This window comes from Hydrocarboniphaga sp. FW305-C-57, from assembly GCF_058783045.1.
Window position 1 is genome coordinate 614,280 of sequence record NZ_JBYSYG010000002.1, and the last position, 19,967, is coordinate 634,246.

General features: G+C 62.7%; 7 protein-coding genes. All 7 read left to right on the forward strand.

Going from position 1 to position 19,967, the window contains the following annotated elements; translation table 11 throughout:
• Positions 1–246: 246 nt before the first annotated feature.
• Genes AC3WUM_RS07110 through AC3WUM_RS07140 form a run of 7 tightly spaced genes read left to right on the forward strand, consistent with a single transcriptional unit; the run spans position 247 to position 19,947 of the window.
• The gene (locus tag AC3WUM_RS07110; protein ID WP_492409501.1) at positions 247–4,638 is read left to right on the forward strand and encodes a helicase-related protein; all 4,392 of its coding nucleotides are present in this window, start codon (positions 247–249) and stop codon (positions 4,636–4,638) included.
• Positions 4,632–8,573, forward strand: coding sequence for a type ISP restriction/modification enzyme (locus tag AC3WUM_RS07115; RefSeq protein ID WP_492409503.1), 3,942 nt, complete (start codon positions 4,632–4,634; stop codon positions 8,571–8,573). Before AC3WUM_RS07110 ends, AC3WUM_RS07115 begins: the two co-directional genes overlap by 7 nt.
• Positions 8,570–10,459, forward strand: coding sequence for an AAA family ATPase (locus tag AC3WUM_RS07120; RefSeq protein WP_492409504.1), 1,890 nt, complete (start codon positions 8,570–8,572; stop codon positions 10,457–10,459). The genes AC3WUM_RS07115 and AC3WUM_RS07120 overlap by 4 nt, the downstream gene beginning before the upstream one ends.
• Positions 10,459–11,838: an McrC family protein gene (locus AC3WUM_RS07125; RefSeq protein WP_492409505.1), complete on the forward strand. Its 1,380-nt coding sequence runs from the start codon at positions 10,459–10,461 to the stop codon at positions 11,836–11,838. The genes AC3WUM_RS07120 and AC3WUM_RS07125 overlap by 1 nt, the downstream gene beginning before the upstream one ends.
• Entirely contained in the window at positions 11,835–14,423 is a 2,589-nt protein-coding gene (locus tag AC3WUM_RS07130) for a hypothetical protein (protein ID WP_492409506.1), read from the forward strand. Before AC3WUM_RS07125 ends, AC3WUM_RS07130 begins: the two co-directional genes overlap by 4 nt.
• Positions 14,423–18,964, forward strand: coding sequence for a sacsin N-terminal ATP-binding-like domain-containing protein (locus tag AC3WUM_RS07135; RefSeq protein WP_492409507.1), 4,542 nt, complete (start codon positions 14,423–14,425; stop codon positions 18,962–18,964). Before AC3WUM_RS07130 ends, AC3WUM_RS07135 begins: the two co-directional genes overlap by 1 nt.
• Positions 18,964–19,947, forward strand: coding sequence for a hypothetical protein (locus AC3WUM_RS07140; protein WP_492409508.1), 984 nt, complete (start codon positions 18,964–18,966; stop codon positions 19,945–19,947). The genes AC3WUM_RS07135 and AC3WUM_RS07140 overlap by 1 nt, the downstream gene beginning before the upstream one ends.
• Positions 19,948–19,967 lie beyond the last annotated feature (20 nt).

The window sequence follows — 19,967 nt, forward strand, 5'->3', positions numbered from 1 at the left end:
CATATAAGATAATTCGGGGGCGTGGCTCGACTCGGAAATAGCTGGCACGTTGCGCGCATTGCCGAAGACAATGCGCCGTCGCCCTGTTGTTAGCTATCTTCTGAATGTCGAACGAATCCAGTGTGGAGAGGGATTCGGGCGCAGATAATCCTGACGCGAGCCTGCCCGCGGGAAAAGGCTCAAATTCTTGGATTGGCCAGGGCATGAGGACGCCCGGCAGGGCGAAGAAGGTTGTATCGGAAAAAGATGCTTGGGACGACACTGACCAGCAACGATCGAAAGCCCGAACCAGCTGGCCTGCTGAGCGGACTAGCACGCGTCGAGCCGCTCGACATGCGCCTACGTTTTGGCTCGAGGGCCGATGCTTCCCGCTATATCCGTGCGCTTACGAGCTTGGTCTTCGGGGCGAGCTTTGAGGTTACTGCGACGTTGACCACCGGGGCGTCACGCGAGGATCTTGGTGCCGACGAAATCGGCAGCTATCTCAAGCGTAATGCCATCGAAAAGCTGCGTTTCGATCTACGTCTAGGCGAGCTCGTGCCGCATGCCGAGCTATGGCTGCAGCCTTGCGAGCCTTGCTCGGTCTCCATCCGAGCGCCCTTCACGAGCGGCCCCACTGTTTCGCGTCTTTGGCTTCAAGCCGACCCTGATGTCGTGGAAGCAGTCACCGCGCTCATGCTCCCGACTAGCCGCGAGGGCCTCACGCTCGATGCCACCCACGCGTTCGTCGGGCTCGCGCTCCGATGCGGCGGCTTTGAGGGGGCCGAACTCGCCGGTGACCATCCGCTTACCTGGAGCACCTCGAAGTCGAGCGACGAAGCCCAGCCGGTGTGCAGTACTCTCAGCGACGCTGTCTGGAGCGCCAACAGACTGGTGCAGGGCGCCGCCCTATGGGTGACAGGCCTGCCATTGGCGCAGATGCCGCGAACCCCTGAGCCCGGTTGGTGGGAGCAGTACGACCTGCTCACCCGCAGCCCACGTGAGGCGCTGATCGAACTGCATGCACACCTCTCGGTGCACGTCGACGTACCCTTCACCTGGAGCATCGTCGACAAAACCGTCGCGCCCGAGGGCTCGTTCGCCGTACAGCCCGAAGCAAACGCTGTCGCGCGCTTAGTGCCGGAGGCCAACCGCGTCGTCATCGCGGTTGACCTGGATCAGCCTGCCTCACTGGTGGGCGAGATGCTCCTGCACCTCTGCGCGCATCTGGCGCTCGGTCACATTCGCCCCGGAGACACCTGGGGCCATTGGGACTCGCCCGACTCGTTGTCCTCGATACCGCATCGTCAATGGGACCGAGAAGCGCGCGCTTTCGTGGACACCCATTTCGCCCGCCCTACGCGCCGCGTCTCGTCGCTGGACGAGTGCACCCCGCGAGAGAAGGGGTGGCTAGTATTGCTCGACCACATCGGGCGCATGGTTGGCCAGCAGCGTACGCTGCACGCCGCAATAGAGCGCTACCAGGCCGCCGCCTATCAGCGCCAGGCTGCGCAGCGTCTCGTTGCCCAACTCGAGGAGTACGGCGGCTCGATGCTCTGCGACGGCGTCGGCCTAGGGAAAACCTACGTCGCCACCACCGTCGCCGTTCACTACGCGAATCAATGGCGCGACCAGCTCGCAAGCGCGAATTGCTCGGCCACCGAGGATCCGTTTCGCATCACGGTGCTCTCGCCAAATTCTGTGGTCAGCACGTGGTTGCGCGAGGCCATCGCACCACTCTCGGCACACGGTGTGCCGCTCGCCACCATCCGCGTCGTCTCCCACTCGAAGCTGTCGCGCATCTTGCCGTCCAGCGACATCCTTACGCGCCGCCCGGCGGGCATGAGCGACATGGAGCACCTGCTCCTGTCGGACCTCGTCGTCGTCGACGAGGCGCACAACTTCCGTTCCGTTGGCGCACGCCGCACCACGGTGCTACGCGATCTTCTTCGCTTGCAGCCACGCAAGGACCTGCGCCGCAAGGTTCTTCTGCTCACTGCTACGCCTGTGAACAACAGCCTGGAAGATTTGCGCCAACAGGCCGCGCTTATGTTCGGCAAGCCGCTTTTCTTCAACGACAACCTCACGCCCGAAAAGTATCGCGCACGCGTATTCAAGGACGTCGAGGAGCGTGTTGCGAAGGCAGCCAAGGGCAAGGGTGCGGCCGATGTAGCAGCGCTGCTTATCCACGGCGATGCCTCGGCGAAGTTCGCCTACGCACCCGATTTCCGCGACGACGTGCAGTTCGGCGTGCAGGTGCCCCGCGTCGGCGACTACCTCAAGGAGCAGGAGAAGCGGCTCACAGCGCAGCAGGCTTCCGTGCGCGCCGCAATACAAAGCGGCCAGCCGCCTGTCGAAGCTCCCGCGCGTATTGCGGGCGAGCTGCTCGACCGTATCGTGGTCCAGCGCTCACGCGCGCTCTGCAAGCAGATCGAGCGCGAGCAGGGCTCAGATGCGCGGCTTCTGTTCCGACCCGACGCCGCTACGCCCGAGAAGCTCGTCTACGAAGACGTCTACGACGATACGCGCGACGTGCTTGCTCGCTTCCTTCCGCTCTTCGAGACAGAAGGGGAGCCCACCGAGAAGGGCACGCCGCCACTGTCACTCAAAATCTACATGTGGGCGGACGTTCGTGACGGCATCCGCGACGCGGACAACGTGTCATCCGTCGTCGGTCTGCAACGTGTCCTGGTGCTCAAACGCCTCGAGTCGTCACCCGTCGCTTTCCTGATCACCCTGCTCCGTTTGTTGGCGCTGCACGCATATCGTCTGAAGCAGCTCGTCGAGCTGTGCCGCGAGTTGGGTGACAACAAACGCGAGAAGGCCCTCGCCGCCGAACTCGCAGACCTTGTCGACGCGGTCAGGCCTGTTGAACGAGAGCGCATCGACATGCTGCTCGCAGGCAGTGCCAAGACGAAGGTACGTCCGCCCGACCTCCTCGAGAGATGGAGTAAGGCGCACATGAGCGCGAAAGCGGCCGCCGATACTGACGATCCGCTACCACCTCAACTCGATCTTTTCGGCGAGCATGAGAAGACGACGGAGCGCAAGCAGCAGCTTGAGCGCTTGTGGGGCCTTCGCGACCATCTCACGCGTGACTTTGCCACGCTGCTTCGCGTCGCCCCAGGCCTTGCTGACATCATCTTCGGCCGCTTCGCACAGAGCGACTGGCCGCAGCGCTTCATCAACGGCGGGCAGCAGGTCGACTGGCCGAAGTCTGCGGCGTGGGCGATGCGCATCGTTACCGACGCCAAGCTGCAGCGCCTTGTGGCGCGGCTGCTACGTGCGCGCAGGGACGGCCAGAAGGCCATCGTTTTCTCTCAGTTCACCGATACGCTCGCCTACCTCGACTCTGTGTTGCGCGCTGCGCCGGTTCTCGAACGCAACGAGTGGAAGACCGTACTGCGCGAGTTGTCATCCGGTGCTGGGCACATCGTTTCGAAGGACGAGTTGCTCGATCTTATTGGACGAATCGCTGTCGTGAGCGGCGAGACCGAGGAGCGCGACGCAGTCATCCATGCATTTGCGCCGTTCTATCGGCTCGGACCATCGCGCCCGCGCTTGCCTGGGGCATCGGTGCTTGAACAGCAACAGATCGACACGCAGTGGATCAACGGCTGGAGGCAGGCGCTTATACAGCCCACTGACATTCTTCTTGCCACGGACGTCCTCGCCGAAGGTGTAAACCTCCAGGACGCGGCATTGCTAATCAATTTTGACGTTCACTGGAACCCAGTACGGATGATCCAGCGCGCGGGCCGCATTGATCGTCGCCTGAACCCCGCCATCGAGGAGGCGACGAGCTTCCCCGATCTCGAAGCGCTGGCGCACGAGCTCGCCGTCGCCCCGCCACGCTACTGGTGGCATGGGAACCAGGGTGCCGCGCCCATCACCGTGAACCTGCTCTTGCCCAACGAGCTTGAGGCTGAGCTGCAACTCCGTGAACGCATTGCCAACAAGACGCTCGCCATCGACTTCACCCTCGGTCTCGAACAGGGCACCGGCGCCGAGGCCGACTGGATGGCCGAGTACCGCTACCAAGGTATCTCGGCGCTCAACGCTTGGCAGGGCGACCGTGCCATCGAGCAGATCGCCGGCTACCAACAGCGCCTGCGCCGCAGAATGACCGAGCGGGGCATCCAGGCTGAGTGGCTAGCCGCGTGGAACGGCTGGTTGCGTGAGGCCGATGGGCGACCAGACGATCGGATCATCGCGTGGGCGAGCCTTGGGCGAAAGGGGGGCGAGGCGACGGAGTACACCCGTCAGCTTATGCCTCGCGTGCTTGACGGGATTCCACACTGGCTGTGGACAGCGGAGAAGCCGGTGGAGTGGAGCAAGAATTTCTGGCTCGTGCTCGATAGCAATGCGCACCCGGCCGCGACGCGTAAGGACCTTGGCTTCGCAGAAGATGCCTCACGTCCCGTCACAGCCGAGGACCTGCTGGTCGCCTCGCGTCGCATAGTCGATGGCGATGTTCTCCTTGAGGAGCTTGGCCGCGAGGTAGGCCGACCTTTCCAGCAGGGCGCCACGACCATCGCGGCCGGCGTCTTCAGCGAAGAGGACCGTCGCGCCATTCAGATCCGAGGATTCCGAATCCTTCAGTTGCGTCACGTCGATGCAGCGCCCGCCACCGTGATACCCAGCGAGGAAGCATGCTGACAAAGGATGAATTTATTCGCCACATTCTTGGCGAAGGCTCTCGCGCTAAAGCACCCGCGACGAAGGTCACAGGCCACATCGAGGGCTTTGACTTTGCCGACGACGTGCCGGACTTGGAGGCCGTCGAAGACACGCGCTTTGTGACACCGCTGCTCCAGGCGGGCTTCGGCGATGGCCAAGGCATTCCGCGCGCTACCGTTATTCGCAGTACCGACGCAGTCGCCCGCTATATCCCCGACGAGGTGCGGTACTGGCCAAAGACACCCACGCGCCCGCACCATACGCTGCTTATTGAGGCGAACCTCACCCACCGCGAGCTGCTGGCCATCCCGGCATTCAAGTCGCGTCAGTTCGCCTACCTCGACATCGCCGAAGACGCTGTCGCTCGTCTCGTCGCCGAGACGCTAGAGGGCTTCCAGCGAGGCGCCGAAGGTCTCGATGCCTCGGCCTTGAAGGGCCAGAAGCACGAGACTCTATGCGTCGTGTCGATCGTCGACGAGCGCGAAGGCCACGCTGGTCGCCTCGCGTGCTTCGGCACGTTCAATGCCAAGACCGAAGGGCTCGAGACCTTCTTCCTGACCGAGCACGCGCGCTTGTGGGACCGCGCTGATGCGCGTGAACGGCTGGGCCTCATCTACGAGAGGCAGTTCAAGAAGCTCGGCGAGAACTCTTGGCAGGAAGCCTTCACGACGACCGACGAGCGCAAGCAGGCCGAGAAGCTGCTCGAGGTCTGCACGAAGAAGAACGTCGCCGAGAAGGACGTTCAGGAGTCGATCCTCGACCTGCTTGACACCATCGCGCGCGGTTTCGGGCTGCGGAAGAAGGCCGACGCCGAGCGACGCCTACGCGCGTTCCCGCTGCCTGCAGACCACGACATCGGCATGACCTCGGAGGAGTTCGATAGCAGTTACGGCGGAACGAACCCGTTTAGCGGCGTCACGCTTCGCGACGACAATCGGCGCTTGCGCGGCTACATCGTCTACCCGCTCAAGACGAAGTCCGACGCCGAGAAACTGCGGCAGAACCTCCAAGAGCACAACCGGTTCCACAACGTCCTCGTCGTCTACCCTGACGCCACACAGGCGAGCATCGAACTCTGGCAGGGGCGCGAGCAGCTCACCGGGAGGCTTCGGAAGGGGCAGACACACAAGGACGCGGCCGACGTCGTGAACCTGCTCTCGCGCTTCTTCATCGTTAGCAACGCGAAGGTTCGAAACCCCTCGGAGCTCGCACAGGAACTCGCGCATCGCGCCCGTTTCTTGAGGCAGCTCGCCGTCAAGCAACTCAGGGATGAGCCGCAAAAGGGCCCGCTCCGCAGCTTGTACAACGCCTTCAAGGTCGCCCTGGTGCATGACCAGAAGGAGGACGAGTTCGCTGACGCCTTCGCTCAGACCATCACCTATGGCCTGTTGACCGCGCGCTGGCTGGGCAACGATCACCTGGCAGTGTCTGGCGAAGGGTTCACGCGCCGGAGCGCGCTCAAGTACCTCCCGGCAGCGAGCCCCTTCCTCAACGACCTCTTCAAGTCGGCGCTCTCGGTGAAGATCGACGAACAACGAGGCCGCCTGCTCTGGCTCGTCGACGACATTGCCGATCTCCTTGACCGCATCGACGTGACCTACGTCTTCGGCGCGGGCGACAGGGGCTCGGACGCGGCCACCGACCCCGTCATCCATTTCTACGAACCGTTCCTCGCAGCGTACGACAAGGACCTCAAGAACAAGCGCGGCGTCTTCTTCACGCCTCGGCCCGTCGTCTCGTACATCGTCCGCAGCGTTCACGAGATGCTGAAGAAGGAGTTCGGTCTCGAGGACGGACTCGCGTCGACTGACACTTGGGGAGATGTCTCGAAGCGCATCAATGGCCTCAAGCTTCCCAAGGGAACAAAGACTAGCGATCCCTTCGTGTGCATTCTTGACCCTGCGACGGGCACGGGAACGTTCCTCTACGAGTGCATCGAGGTCATCGAGCGAACGATGAAGGACCGCTGGTGCCGAGAACTCGGTGCCGAGTCTTGGAGCGACGAGCGCGTCATGAGTCTCTGGCGGGAGTATGTCGCCGCTGGGCTCTTGCCGCGAATGTATGGCTACGAGCTCATGATGGCGTCATACGCGGTCGCGCACCTCAAGCTCTCGTTCAAGTTCGCAGAAGCCGGCGCCGAACTCAGCGGAGGTGCGGCAAGCCGCCTACACGTCTACCTGACAAACAGCCTTGAGTCTACGTCGAGAGCACAGAGCGAACTCGAAGGCATCTCGCCCGCGCTCGCGTCAGAGGCGAGGGCTGTTGCACGCATCAAAGACGAGCGGCGCTTTACGGTCGTGATCGGCAACCCGCCGTACGCCAACTACTCGGCCAACTTGTCAGACGAGTCCCGGGCAATCGTGGACAAGTACCGAACGTTCGCCGGCGTGCCGATTCGAGAAAGGAATCAGCTCCAGTTCGAGCGCAACCTTCAGGATGACTTTGTGAAGTTCATCGCCATTGGCGAAGACGAGCTCCGAAGCAGTGATGTCGGAGTGCTTGGCTACATCACGAACGCGACGATGCTCGCGTCCGCGTCACTTCGTGGCATGCGGGAACATCTACTCGGAACCTTCAGCGAACTGTTCGAGCTTCATCTGCATGGAGGCGTCAACGAAATCGCCGAGGACTCTCGCAACGACCAAAACGTGTTCGATATCGCGCAGGCGGTAGGCATCCACGTCTACGTGCGCAGTGCCCGAAACATGAATAAAGAGGCACCCCGAGTCGTGCGCTTCGCCGAGTTGTGGGGGCCACGACCTGAGAAGTACGCATACCTCAGCTCTCATTCCGCCCCTACCACCGACTGGCGGCAGGTTGAGCCTGATCACGAGAACCGCGCGTTCGTGCCTCAGGACGGCATGGCAAGCTTGGAGTCCCTCCGACTCGACAACGTCTTCGTGCGCTTCGGGGCCGGAATCAAGACCAACCGAGACTCGGTGGCCATCGCCTTCCGAAAGGATGATCTCCTCGACGCTGTTAGGGAGTTCGACTCGAAACTTACCGGCCGCAACGCCAACGATTGCGTGCGTCCGATCTTGTACCGCCCCTTCGATAAGCGGGTGATCTTCTATCACGAAGATGTCGTTGCGAGCCGGTCGCTTCCTACGATGCAGCATGTGCTGGCGGGGGCGAACATTGGTCTCATTGCGTCGAGCACCTGGACTTCACCCGAACGATTCAGCGTCAACGTTTCACGTGTGATGGTCGAGATGAAGACGGGGACGCATGATCGCGGAACCACCTTCTTCCCCCTCTATCGATACGAGAGCATTCTCGGCGGTCGGGCACAGAAGGCGTCGAATCTACAGGCTGGATTTCGGGCGCAATGGGAGGGCTTCACCAAGACCCGACTTGTTGCCGAGGAGCGGGGCGACCTGAAGCAGACGACGGGTCCTGAGGACGTCCTCTACTGGATCTACGGCCTGAGCCATTCGTTGGAGTACCGGCGCCGACATCGGGCAGCGTTGGCACAGGGTTTCCCGATCCTGCTTTTCCCGCGAACGGGGCGTCTGCTGACGGAGCTTTCGGGGATCGGGAAGCGTCTCGCTTCGATTCATCTCTTTGAGGAATCTCCTGCCAGCGCTCCTGGGTCGTACGTCGGCAGTCGGAATCATGAAGTGGAGAAGATCGCTCACGCGAACGCCACCATTTGGATCGACAAGAAGCGGACGTGTGGGTTCGCAGGTGTCGCGGACGACGTGTGGGCACTCCACATCGGCGGCTACCCAGTCTGCGAAAAGTGGCTCAAGGACCGGAAGGGGCGGTCTCTGTCGAAGGACGAGATCGACCACTATCTGCAGCTCATTGGGGTTCTCAATGAGACGCTCCATCTGATGAAGCAGACCGACCTGATCATCGAGAAGCACGGGGGATGGCCCGGTGCGTTCGTCACGAAGGCGAGCGCGTCATGAGCGAGCCGAAGGCGTGGGCGATCGACATCAGCCTCGTGACTGACTTCGCGTCGGACGCGGTCGGCCCCATGCAGCTCTCGCTGCCCTCTGGCCTCCATCTCGAAACCGACGTGCTCGTCGCCCTCATGGACATGGGCCGCTGCTGTGGACTCGGGATGGTTCGCGACGAGGCTCTGGTCGTCCAGCCCGTGAGCTTCGAGCCGAACCTGCTCGTCAGCCCGCAGTACGAGCCAAAGGAGCTGCAGGCCGAGGACCGCGCCAAGCTCTTCGGAAACGACGAGGCCCACCTTCGCCGGATCCTTGGCTCCATGTCCGTCGCTCCGACGGCGCACGCCGTCGCGTCCCAGCCGACGGCTGTCGCGATGAGCCCCCGCTACTGGAAGGTCGCGCCCGGCCGGAACGGCATCGCCTGGCCCGAGTGGCGGCAGCGAGGCATCGCGGCCATCGGCTGGCCCGACCTCGGCGACATCTCCACGCTGTCCGAGACCGATTTCCAAATGATAGCAAGCGAGAAGTACGGAAAGGCCAAGATCAACGAAGGGCCCTACCAAGTGTGGCGTTTTCGTTCGATCAAACCGGGCGACCGTGTCGTTGCCAATAACGGAACGCAGGAGGTTCTTGGTGTCGGTACGGTGATGGGCGGCTATCAGTACAAGCCTGGCAATCACATGGTTGAGGGAAGCGACTATCCGCACCAACTCAACGTGAGATGGGACAACACGACGGCTCGTGAGGTAAATGAAGGAGGATGGCGAAAGACTCTACTGGAACTTTCTCGGGAAAAATTCGAGTCTCTTTCAGGAATTGCAGGGACTGAGCCGTACTTGCTGACGAGCCCGAGCAACATCATCCTCTACGGTCCGCCCGGCACCGGGAAAACGTACAACGTGCGAAGGCGCGCGCTCGAGCTGCTAGGCGACGCGACAGCTGCCGACGCGCCGAGCGACCACGTGCAGGCCGAGTGGGAGCGACTGCGACTGGCTGGGCAGATCGTCTTCTGCACGTTCCACCAGGCCTTCGCCTATGAAGAGTTCGTGGAAGGTCTGCGCGCCATCACTGACGAGGAAGGCGACGTCCACTACCGGGTCGAGCCCGGCATTTTCAAGCGCGTCGCCGCCACCGCGGCACAGCAGCGCAAGAACGCCTTCGTCCTCGTCATCGATGAGATCAACCGTGCCAATATCGCGCGCGTCTTCGGCGAGCTGATCACGTTGCTCGAACCCGACAAGCGGCTCGGCAATCCGAACGAGCTGCGCGTGCAGCTCCCGTCGTCGAAGGAGTGGTTCGGCGTGCCTCCGAACCTGCACGTCGTCGGCACCATGAACACCGCCGACCGATCCATCGCGCTGATGGACGTGGCGCTGCGCCGCCGGTTTACCTTCGAGGAGATGATGCCCGACGCGGAGGCGCTGAACGACGCGCTCGCCGAGGCGAACGTCGATGAGACGCTGCGCACGCTCGTCGTCGCGGTTTTCACGAAGCTCAACGAACGCCTGCGCTATCTCTATGACCGCGAGCACCAGATCGGCCACGCCTACTTGATTGGCGTGCGCTCTCTCGATGGTCTGCGTGCCGTCTTCTCTGATCGTATCCTCCCGCTCTTGCAGGAGTACTTCTACGGCCAGTGGGATAAGGTCGCACTCGCACTCGGCTATCCGATCAAGGCCGACGGCACGCCGAAGGAGGTGCGCGGCACCGAGCACGCGAGCGGTACCTTTCTCACCACGCAGCAGCTCTACGAGAAGAGCGTGCTCGGCTTCGATCATGACGAGTACGTCGACCAGGTCGCTTGGGACGTGCATCCGGCCTTCCGCCCGCGCGGCAAGGCCGCCGATGCCTGGCTTCGCCAAGCCTTCGACGAGCTGCTGGGGGCAAAGGTCACCTGATGCTGCGCGTAACCGTCCTCGAGCGTGGCCGCGTCGTGCGGTCTGACTCCGACGCCGACAGCGTCGAGCTCGGGACGCCTTCGCGCCGCGTGCTGCCCCAGCGCCTCTACGACCGGCTATATCGCCGCGAGGGCGCACGCGAGGACCGAGGAGAGGCTCCGGTGTTCAGCTGGCGTCGTAACCACTGCCTCGTCGGACCTTGGGTCGGCGTGATGCAGATCCCCGGCTTGCAACTCGAGATCCTGCCGAAGACTCACGAGAGCGCAACGCAAGACAGCGACCAGGAGGTTCGGGACATCCGCAGCAATCTGATGGAGATGCTGCTGCGCGGTGGTCTTGGAGCGGTACGGGCGCGCGGCATCGCCGATCTTGCGCTCAAGCGCGGCAACCTTCATGACCAGCTCGTCGATGCCTTCCTTGAGCGCACACTGTTCGAGCTGCGGCGTGGCCTTGATCGAGGTTACGCCACCGAAGAAGACAACCTCCCGACCCTGCGAGGCAAACTCGTGCTCTCGCGGCACGTGGCCATGAACGCTACGCAGAAGGGGCGTTTCTACTGCCGCCACGACGTGCTTACCGAGGCCACGCAGATCTCCGTGCGTCTCAAGCAGGCATGTCGCGTACTTGCCGGGCGCGCGTTGCCCGTAACCTTGTTGGTGAAGTGCAAGCAAGTGCTCGCGCTGCTCGACGACGTGCCCGACCTGCCATTCCGTCACCGCGAACCCGACCCGGTGTTCACGCGTCAGAACGAGCGCTTCTCTGACATCTTTGGCTTCTCCTGCATGCTGCTCGAAGGTCAGGCCCCGAACTCCAAGAGCGGCGAGGTCGAAACCTTCTCGCTGCTCTTCGATATGGAACAGGTGTTCGAGTGCTACATCGCTGCGCTCCTGACCTCCGATGTCATGCCCCTGTTCAGTGACATAAGCCTCTACTCGCAAGCCAAGGCTCACCGGCACAACCTCTATCTCGATGGGCAGGATAAGGTTCTGAGCATGGAACCAGACCTCTTGTTCATCCACGAGATGGAAGGCAAAAAGGGAACGCTCATCGTCGATACGAAGTGGAAGCGCCTCTCCGAAGAAAAGGGTGGCCGTCCGAGCCGGGCGGACCTCTACCAGCTCTACGCCTATCTTCACCGCTACGACTGCCAGCGCTCATTCTTGCTGTATCCGATGGCAGCAGGTGTGCTCGCACGCGACCTTAAGGCGCTCGCACGCCACGCGGGAGATCACGTGGGCACCGTCGGCGTGCGCTTCGTCGACCTGAACCGGAAGCTCTGGACTCGTGAAGGCAAGAGGGAATTGGTCGACGAGCTCGCTGTTATTGTCCGAGAGGGCCTGGGTCTCGCAATGGCGCCCACTGCAGAGGTCACTGCGTGACCCGCTCTTCCTTTGACGCTCTCGTCGCGCGCCTCGCGGGGTCTCCTGTGACCTTCAGTGAGCGCGAGTTGTTGGAGCCCTCGCACTGGATTCTCGGCGAGGACGCACGCCTGCGCGAGGACCTGCGCTTCCGTGAGACGCCCTGGGGGCGCTGGATGCTTGCCGAGGACCTTATCGCGAACGATGCAGTGTATCGCTGGCTGCACGCCGAACGTCGAGGCTCGGTAGTACTCGAAGCCGCAATCAGTCGAGCGAGCGAAGTATTTGGGCGTCGCTGCGTTCTGTGTGTCGATGACCCTCGCTTTGTCTTGAGTCGTGGCGAACTGCGTCTTTCAGCGAGCGAGTTGTCGCACAAGCCGTTGATCGAAAGCGAAGTGGGTGAGCTGGAGAAATACACCACTCATCTTCCCCTCTACAGTTTGAAGGCGATTGCGGCATCAGAGCCGGCGGGAGAATGGGGCGAGAGAGCGCAAGAGCAAGCTGCGGAAGTTCTTGGGTGGATTCGGCTGACGGTCCCGGGTCGGCAGGCCAACGAGCGGTTGTTTGTGGCTGAAATTGAAGGCCACAGCATGGACAACGGCAAGAGTGGACTTGTTGATGGGGGTTATGCGGTTTTTGAGTTGTGGCCCTCTGGGACCAAGCAAAATCTGAACGTGCTGGTTCGCGGCTCGTTCCACGATCCCGAAACGGGGAGTTACGCCGTAAAAAAGTACGTTGCTGACCAGCGTGATGCCGATGGTCAGCACCATAAGATCACTTTGGTATCGCTGAGCCCCGACAAAACGCGGTACCCGGACATCGATCTTCCGGTAAACGACGACGCCGTGATGGTGGTTGCCAAAGTAGTGCGAGCATTACTTCCGGACGACTATGAGCGGCGACCGAAAGACAAGCGGCGTGCGGGGCGCCGCAAACTGAACAGCGACGAGCAGGCTATACGTCTCGGTCGGCGGGTGGAGTCTTTCTTTGAAGGCGCGGTGTCCGACGCGGACGACGAGGAAACGAGTACGACGACGGGCGCCGGCTGGCAGACGCGACTCGTGTGCCTGGACCTTGCCGCCGGCGGTCTCCAACTCGAAGTTGGCCCGCTCGATGGCTTGCCGGCCTTCGTCAAGAAGCTCCGTGTCTTCGGCACCGAGTGGGATGCTGTCGTCCTGGCCGCTAATGCAAAGACACGCCCGACACGCACCCAGGTACACCCTGCGACAGGGCCTTGGCACTGGGAGGCCGTGGGCTTTGAGGATGAGCACGAATTAGGCGTCGACAAGCTCTCACTTGATGCTGTTGATGCTACGGCTCCGATCGTGTTCCGCGTCGATGCCGATGGCGTGGGGCATCACGTCAAGACCACGACGCTCGCTCTCGGCCAGCTTTACCGGCTGCTGCTCCCTCCGAACATTGGTTCCGACTTCGGTGCCGAGCAGGCCGACGGTTGGCGCATCTGGTCGCTCGATCTGGCCGTGCAGCTCTCGCCCGCGACACGACAGGCACTCACAGCCCTCGGGCTTGAGGTAGGCGAGGCGTGGCCGCGCATCGAATGGGCGCTCGCACCGGCGAGTGCATGGCGAACCAACGCACGCGGCGACAGCTATCCCGTGTTCGAAGCAGGTGCCGAGTTGCTGGTCCATGTGAGCGGCATTTCGGCGGACGAAGGTGACGAAGCCTTGCTGTTCCTCCACGGTCCTGTCGGCACGGCACGATTGCCGCTGTTGTCTAACGGGATCGTCTCTCTTGGTGCGCCCACCTCCGGACGATGGGCGTGCGCGCTCCTGCATTCGTGCACCAGGGTGCCGTCAACGACTGTGTTCTTCGAAGTCGCCAGGGAAGTGCTCGATGAAATCTCCGGGGCACATTCGGCTGTTGCCCACAGCGGAGCGGCTTCACTCGAAGCGACGGCGCCGCCTGGCTGGCCCGTCAAGGTTCACTGGCGCGTCTTTTCCGCTGATCAGGAGACGTTGGCAACTCTGCATAGCAACCAAGACGGCACGGTGCCGGCTGAAGACGTTGCAGAGCTCATAGCGGCCCGTGCTGCACGCACTCGCATCGCCGACCTCATCGTAGACTTCGGCGAACTGGGGTACCGTGTGCTTCCCCACGACGGCCGTGCGCCCTTGAAGCAGGTGCGTGAGCAACTTGCGGCGCTGTGGCAGCAGCGATCCGACCTCGTGCAGAGTCGCAAGGGCGCTTGGCTTCAGCTCAGGAAGCCGTGGTTCGAGCCAGTAACTGAACTCTTCGGCTACGGCCTTGGGGAAGTGACGCTGCTGGACGATATCGAGACTCCGCACGATCTCGCCGCATGGGGTCTCACGGTTGATGAGCGAACTACGGGTGGCATCACGCGATCGACATCGCGCGTGCTCGTGCTTACCGTGGACATCGACGCCGTCTTGCATGAGAACCGGGCGTGGATTGATAGCGCGTGCTCGGCGGCGAAGGTGCGCGACGCAATTGTCACCGATGGCGTGCGCTGGACCACGCACCGCAAAGGTAGTCAGCAGCTGAAGCAGAAAGTGTGGAGCCTGGATGACGCCATCAGCGCTGGCAGCATTGACGAGATGCTTGGCGATCTTGCGGAAGGTTTGTAATGGCTCCCTCGAACTATGCTGCAATTTGCGACGAGAACCGAACGCGATACGGCACTGATATCAGCCGCATCGGGCCAATGTTGCTCGCCAACCGCTACGACGACCGTACGCACTTCATCTTCGAGTTGCTCCAGAACGCCGAGGACGCGCTCGGTAGACGCAGCGAAGCGGGCGGGCCGCGGAGCGTTAGCTTCACGCTGTCACCTGGAAGGCTGAAGCTCTCGCATTTCGGAAGGCCGTTCGACGAGGCAGACGTTCGCGGCGTATGCGGCATTGCGCAGAGCACGAAAGACCAATACTCCATTGGTCGTTTCGGTATTGGCTTCAAGTCGGTCTACGCGTTTACGGATCTTCCCGAGATTCACTCGGGCGACGAGGACTTCTCCGTCGAGAACTACGTACAGCCGAAGGCGGCGGCAGCGTTAGCGCGTACCGCAGGCGAGACCCAGATCATTTTGCCTCTCAAGTCTGACGACAGCAGCGCGGAGCAGGAGATTACTAACGGCTTTCAGCACCTTGGCCCTGGCGCGCTGCTTTTCCTTCGTCACATCGACGAGATCAACTGGAGCGTCGAGGGCGGCGCGTCCGGCGTCTACATGCGGGGCGCCTCGGAAGCTCTTGCCTCCAACGCACACAGAATCAAGGTGATTGGCCAGGAAACCGGCAAGCCCGATGTTGACCAGAACTGGCTGGTATTCCACCGCGACGTGTCCTCAACCACCAGAGAGAAGGTTGGTCGCGTTGAGATCGCCTTCTCGCTGATCCCTACCCAGGACGCGCCTGGGCGATGGGCGGTGCAGCCACTCGCGGTGTCGCATCTCGTGGTGTTTTTCCCCACGGTCGTCTCGACGAACCTCGGCTTCCTCGTACAGGGGCCTTATCGCACAACGCCCAGCCGCGACAATATTCCGCGCAATGATCCGTGGAACCAGCAGCTCGTTCAGGAGACGGCCGACCTGCTGGTGGAGGCCGTGCGCTGGCTTCGCGACAACGGGATGCTCGACGCCTCCGCGCTCCGTTGCCTCCCGACAGACCGAACCAAATTCCCGGAGGGTGCGATGTTCGCGCCGCTTTTTGAGGCAGTCCGCGAGGCCTTCTTGGAAGAAGCCCTGCTCCCACGCTTCGACGGCGGCCACGTTACAGCGACACAAGCGAGGCTGGCGCGCACGCAGGAGCTGCGAGAGCTGTTCAGCATCGGGCAGCTCGAGGGGCTGTTCGACGCCGAAGGCTGCGCATGGCTCACCGGCGACATCACGCAGGACCGCGCACCTGAGCTTCGTCGGTATCTACTGCAGGAGCTCCAGGTTCCGGAGATCACGCCTGAAACGATCGTCGTGAAGCTGGACAAGGCATTCCTCGAGGTCCAGTCCGACAAGTGGCTGACGCGCCTCTATGTCTTCTTAGGTGGGCAGAAGGCAATCGCTGGTCGCGTCAGCATGCTCCCCTTGGTTCGCCTCAAGGACGGGAAGCACGTCGTCGCCCGCGAGAACGGGAAGTCGAACGCGTTTCTTCCCAGCGACATCGAGACCAGCTTCCCAACTGTCCATCGCAACGTTTGTGGGTATCCAGAGGCGCGGGCCTTCCTCGTGTCGCTCGGACTGACGGCGCCTGACCCGGTCGACGACGTAGTGTGGAATGTACTGCCCAAGTACCGAGCGTCTGAAGTTGATGGGGACAAGGGGGCCTACACAACTGACATAGAGCGTATACGAACCGCCTTCAATACAGACTCAAAGGCGCAGCGCGAGAAGTTGCTTGTAGCGTTGCGAGAGACTCCGTTTCTGATGGTTGTCGATTGCGGCGATGGGAAGGACAACGTATCCAAGCCCGGCGAGGTTTACATCGCGACGGACAGGCTGAAGGCGTTGTTTGCCGGTGTTCCTGATGTATTCATCGTCGATGACAATTATGAATGTCTTCGCGGTGAGGCCGTGCGTGAGCTTTTGGAGGCGTGTGGCGCGCTGAGGTACCCACGCCCAGTTCAGGCTTCGAATACTCTGACGTGGGAAGAGCGTCGCGACCTCCGACGTCAAAGTGGGCACGAGGAAACCTCGGGGCAGAACGATGTCGTTATCGATTGGGAACTGCTGGGCTTCGAAGCGCTACTCGATCTGCTGCCGACGCTTTCGCAGGAGCAGCGCGTCGAGCGCGCGCGTCTGCTGTGGGAATCCTTGGGCGACCTCGAGGAGCGACGGGGGCGAGGCTTGTTCGATGGCTCCTACACCTGGACGCATTACGGCCAGCGCAAGGCACCGCCATTCCCGGCTGCATTCGTCCGTCGCCTCGCCAAGGAGGCGTGGGTACCCGATGCCAGCGCCGATCTGGTGCGTCCGGCGCTCGTGACGTTCGAGAGTCTCGGCTGGAAATCGAACCCGTTCCTCCAAAGCAAGATTGCGTTTAAGCCGCCGATCATCGACCAGCTCGCGAAGGAAGCAGGAATCGAGCCGGCTGCACTCGACCTGCTACGAAAGCTCGGAATCACAAGCGTCGCAGACCTGGCCCGCATCGGCATCGCCAACAAGCCTGCGGCTTCGCCGCCTGATGAAGCGGCAACCGATGACGACGGTACTGCAGACGACGGCGCGGAAATGGAAGCTGACGAGGAAGCCCGCGATGGTGCTGGCGGGGCTGAGGATGTTGGCGAGGCTGACGACTCCTCGAACGCCGACAAGGCCATGCCATCAGACGACAACGACACGCCCGACCTGAGCGTGGCCGGCGCTGATGAGCCGACGACTAACGACAACAAAGGAGAAAGCGCCGCCGCAGAGCCGACCGAGCCGCGTGCTAACGGTGCTCGTGGTCCTCGCCCAACCACCGGCGAGGACCGCCCAGAACGATCCGCATGCCCGGGTCAACGCAACATCGCCGGCCAAGCGGGGCTCGACGAACAGGCGAAGCGCCTCGAGCGTCGCGTGGCGTCGTTCTTTGACGGCACAGCGCCTGGCGGCGACGACGAAGAAGTGACCGCAATAGAGCGGAAGACGAAGCTCGTATGCCTCGACGTCGATGCGGGCGGTCTGCAACTCGAGATCGGCCCGCTTGATGGTCTGCCGACCTTCGTCAAGAAGCTCCGCGTCGTCGGAACCGAGTGGGAAGCCCTCGTGCTTGCGGCGAATGCGAAGCTGCGGCCGACGCGCGTGTCGGTACTGCCTGGAACCGGTCCGTGGCGGTGGGAGGCCGTGGGCTTCGAGGACGAGCAAGATCTCAGCCTCGACCAGCTCGCCCTCAGCGCAGTCGACGTCACGACACCGCGCGTGTTCCGCGTCGACGCAGACGGCGTGGGCCAGTCCATCGTGAGCACTACACTCTCTCTCGGGCAGTCTTATCGGCTGCTGCTCCCGCCCAAGGTTGGTGGAGACGACCTAGGCACCGAGCTGGGTGACGGCTGGCGCATCTGGTCTCTCGACCTCGCGGCGCAGCGCTCGCAGGCGATGAGCGCCGCGTTGACGGCCCTCGGCATTGACATCGGCAAAGCATCGCCCCGCCTTGAGTGGGCCCTGACCTCTGCTTCAGCGTGGCGCACCAATGCTCGCGGCGACACCTATCCGGTGTTCGACGAGGGGATAGAGCTGCTCGTGAACGCGAACGGCGTCGCCCTCGAAGACGGTGGCGAGGCCATGCTGTTTCTCCACGGCCCCGCACGGACGGAACGCCTGCCTCTCTCGGCAAGTGGGCTGGTCTCTCTCGGCAAACCCACGGTGGGGCGGTGGGCCTGCGCGCTGCTGCATTCACAGACCAACGTGCAGACCGCAACGCTGATCTTCGAGGTCGCTCAGAGCGTGACAGAGTACGTCAGCGCAGCGTGGACGACGGGCATGCCGAACGGGCTGGCGTCGCTCGAAGCGATGGCCCCGCCTGGTTGGCCAATCGCCGTGCGCTGGGGCAGCCTCGCCGCTCACCAGGAGACGATCGCGACGATCTACGGCGGCGACGACAGGACTGTGTCCTTCGAGGACGTCCATCCGCTTCTCGAGGCCCGTGGTGCACGAGCATCTGCCGCAGATCTCGTGATCGACTTCCGCGAGCTGGGTCGCCGATTGATCCCTATTGACGGCCGCGCCTCGCTGGAAGAGGTTCGCGCACAGCTCATCGCGCTCTGGCAACAGCGCTCCGAACGCGTGCAGACACTTAAGGGGATGTGGTTGCAGCTCATGCCTATGTGGTTCGAGCCGACGGTGACGCGCCTCGGATATGGCGTCGATTCGCTCGCCATACCCGACGTTGCAGATGTGCCGCACGACCTCGCCGCGTGGGTGCTCACCATCGACGAGCGGACAGACGGAAGCATCACGCGGTCCCCGTCACGTCTGCTCGCGCTCACGACCGACGTTGACAGCGTGATGCGCGACCACCGCGAGTGGATCGACAACGCCTGCACGGCCGCGAGAGTGCGCGACGCGATCGTCACCGATGGCACCCGCTGGGCCACGCACCGCAAGGGCGACCGCCAACTCCGGCGGCGCGAGTGGTCGTTCGACCACGCGATCAATCTCGTCAGCGTGGACGACATGCTGAACGACCTCACGGAGGGTTTGTGATGACGCTCTCGCATGTCACGCTCGAAGAAGCAGTGAAGCGGCTCACCCAGAGCCAAGCTGGCGCCCCGGACTCCATCGAAGCGCTCTGCGATCTCGTGCGCGCTGAGGTTCATGCCCGGAAGCACGCACCGCGCGCGGCGACACTTTCTCGTGTCGCACGACTGCTCGCCCCTGCCCTCACCCTCGATGAGCAGCGCCTCGATGAGGTGTGCGATGCGCTTGAGCGAGAGGGTGATGTGATGCTCAACCCAGGCGGCATCCTCTACGCAACGCCCACACGCGTGGTTGCCATCGAGAAAAGCGCGCGTGTCTTTAGCAGTCTTCCAACGCGCGTTCTTGCAAAGGCGCTCGGTCGAGACATCTCCGCGAAGGGTGCTTCGCGCACAACCACCTCGATCGACGGGCTCACCGAAGCCGTCGCCAAGGTAAGCGGCGTGATGGTCCCGCCCGAAGCGTGGGCTGGGCTCGACCGCTCACCGAACGCCGACGCGGCTTTCTTGGATAAGCTTGACCAGAGGCTCGAATGGCAGGCGCTTGGCGGGGGCTCGCTCGAGAAAGATGGGGAGCTCGAATGGCGCGCCTGGCAGGCCGCGCCGGAAGGGGCGCGCTGGCGGCGCAGCAATCAAGGCCAGCTCTGGTGGGCGCGCACGCGCTTTGGTGGCCACTATCGCGCGTGGACGGCGGGCGCATCTCCCGCGACGAGCCCATTTGTCCCGCTGAGCCCAGACGACGCCGACCGCGCCCGCTTCGCGCTCTCGCGAAAGGTCAAAGCGGCTTCGACCCTGCGCGTCGAACGCTCCGGTAAGAATGCAATTCTTGAAGTTCCCGGTTGGTTGCCGTACCCAGAGTACCGATGGCTCTCGCTGCACGCGGTCGCCGTCGCTGAGAGCAAGGGCATGCGCTGGGAGATCTTCACGGACAATGAAGACCAGATCACGAAGCTGCTGGGCGAGCGTCTTGGTCTCATCGTGGAGGCCACGTGACACGACGACAACTCACAATC

Excerpts from the sequence above, each read along its gene's own strand:
- AC3WUM_RS07140 (WP_492409508.1), top strand. The coding sequence starts at position 18,964 with ATGACGCTCTCGCATGTCACGCTCGAAGAAGCAGTGAAGCGGCTCACC.
- AC3WUM_RS07115 (WP_492409503.1), top strand. The coding sequence starts at position 4,632 with ATGCTGACAAAGGATGAATTTATTCGCCACATTCTTGGCGAAGGCTCT.
- AC3WUM_RS07135 (WP_492409507.1), top strand. The coding sequence starts at position 14,423 with ATGGCTCCCTCGAACTATGCTGCAATTTGCGACGAGAACCGAACGCGA.
- AC3WUM_RS07110 (WP_492409501.1), top strand. The coding sequence starts at position 247 with ATGCTTGGGACGACACTGACCAGCAACGATCGAAAGCCCGAACCAGCT.
- AC3WUM_RS07120 (WP_492409504.1), top strand. The coding sequence starts at position 8,570 with ATGAGCGAGCCGAAGGCGTGGGCGATCGACATCAGCCTCGTGACTGAC.
- AC3WUM_RS07125 (WP_492409505.1), top strand. The coding sequence starts at position 10,459 with ATGCTGCGCGTAACCGTCCTCGAGCGTGGCCGCGTCGTGCGGTCTGAC.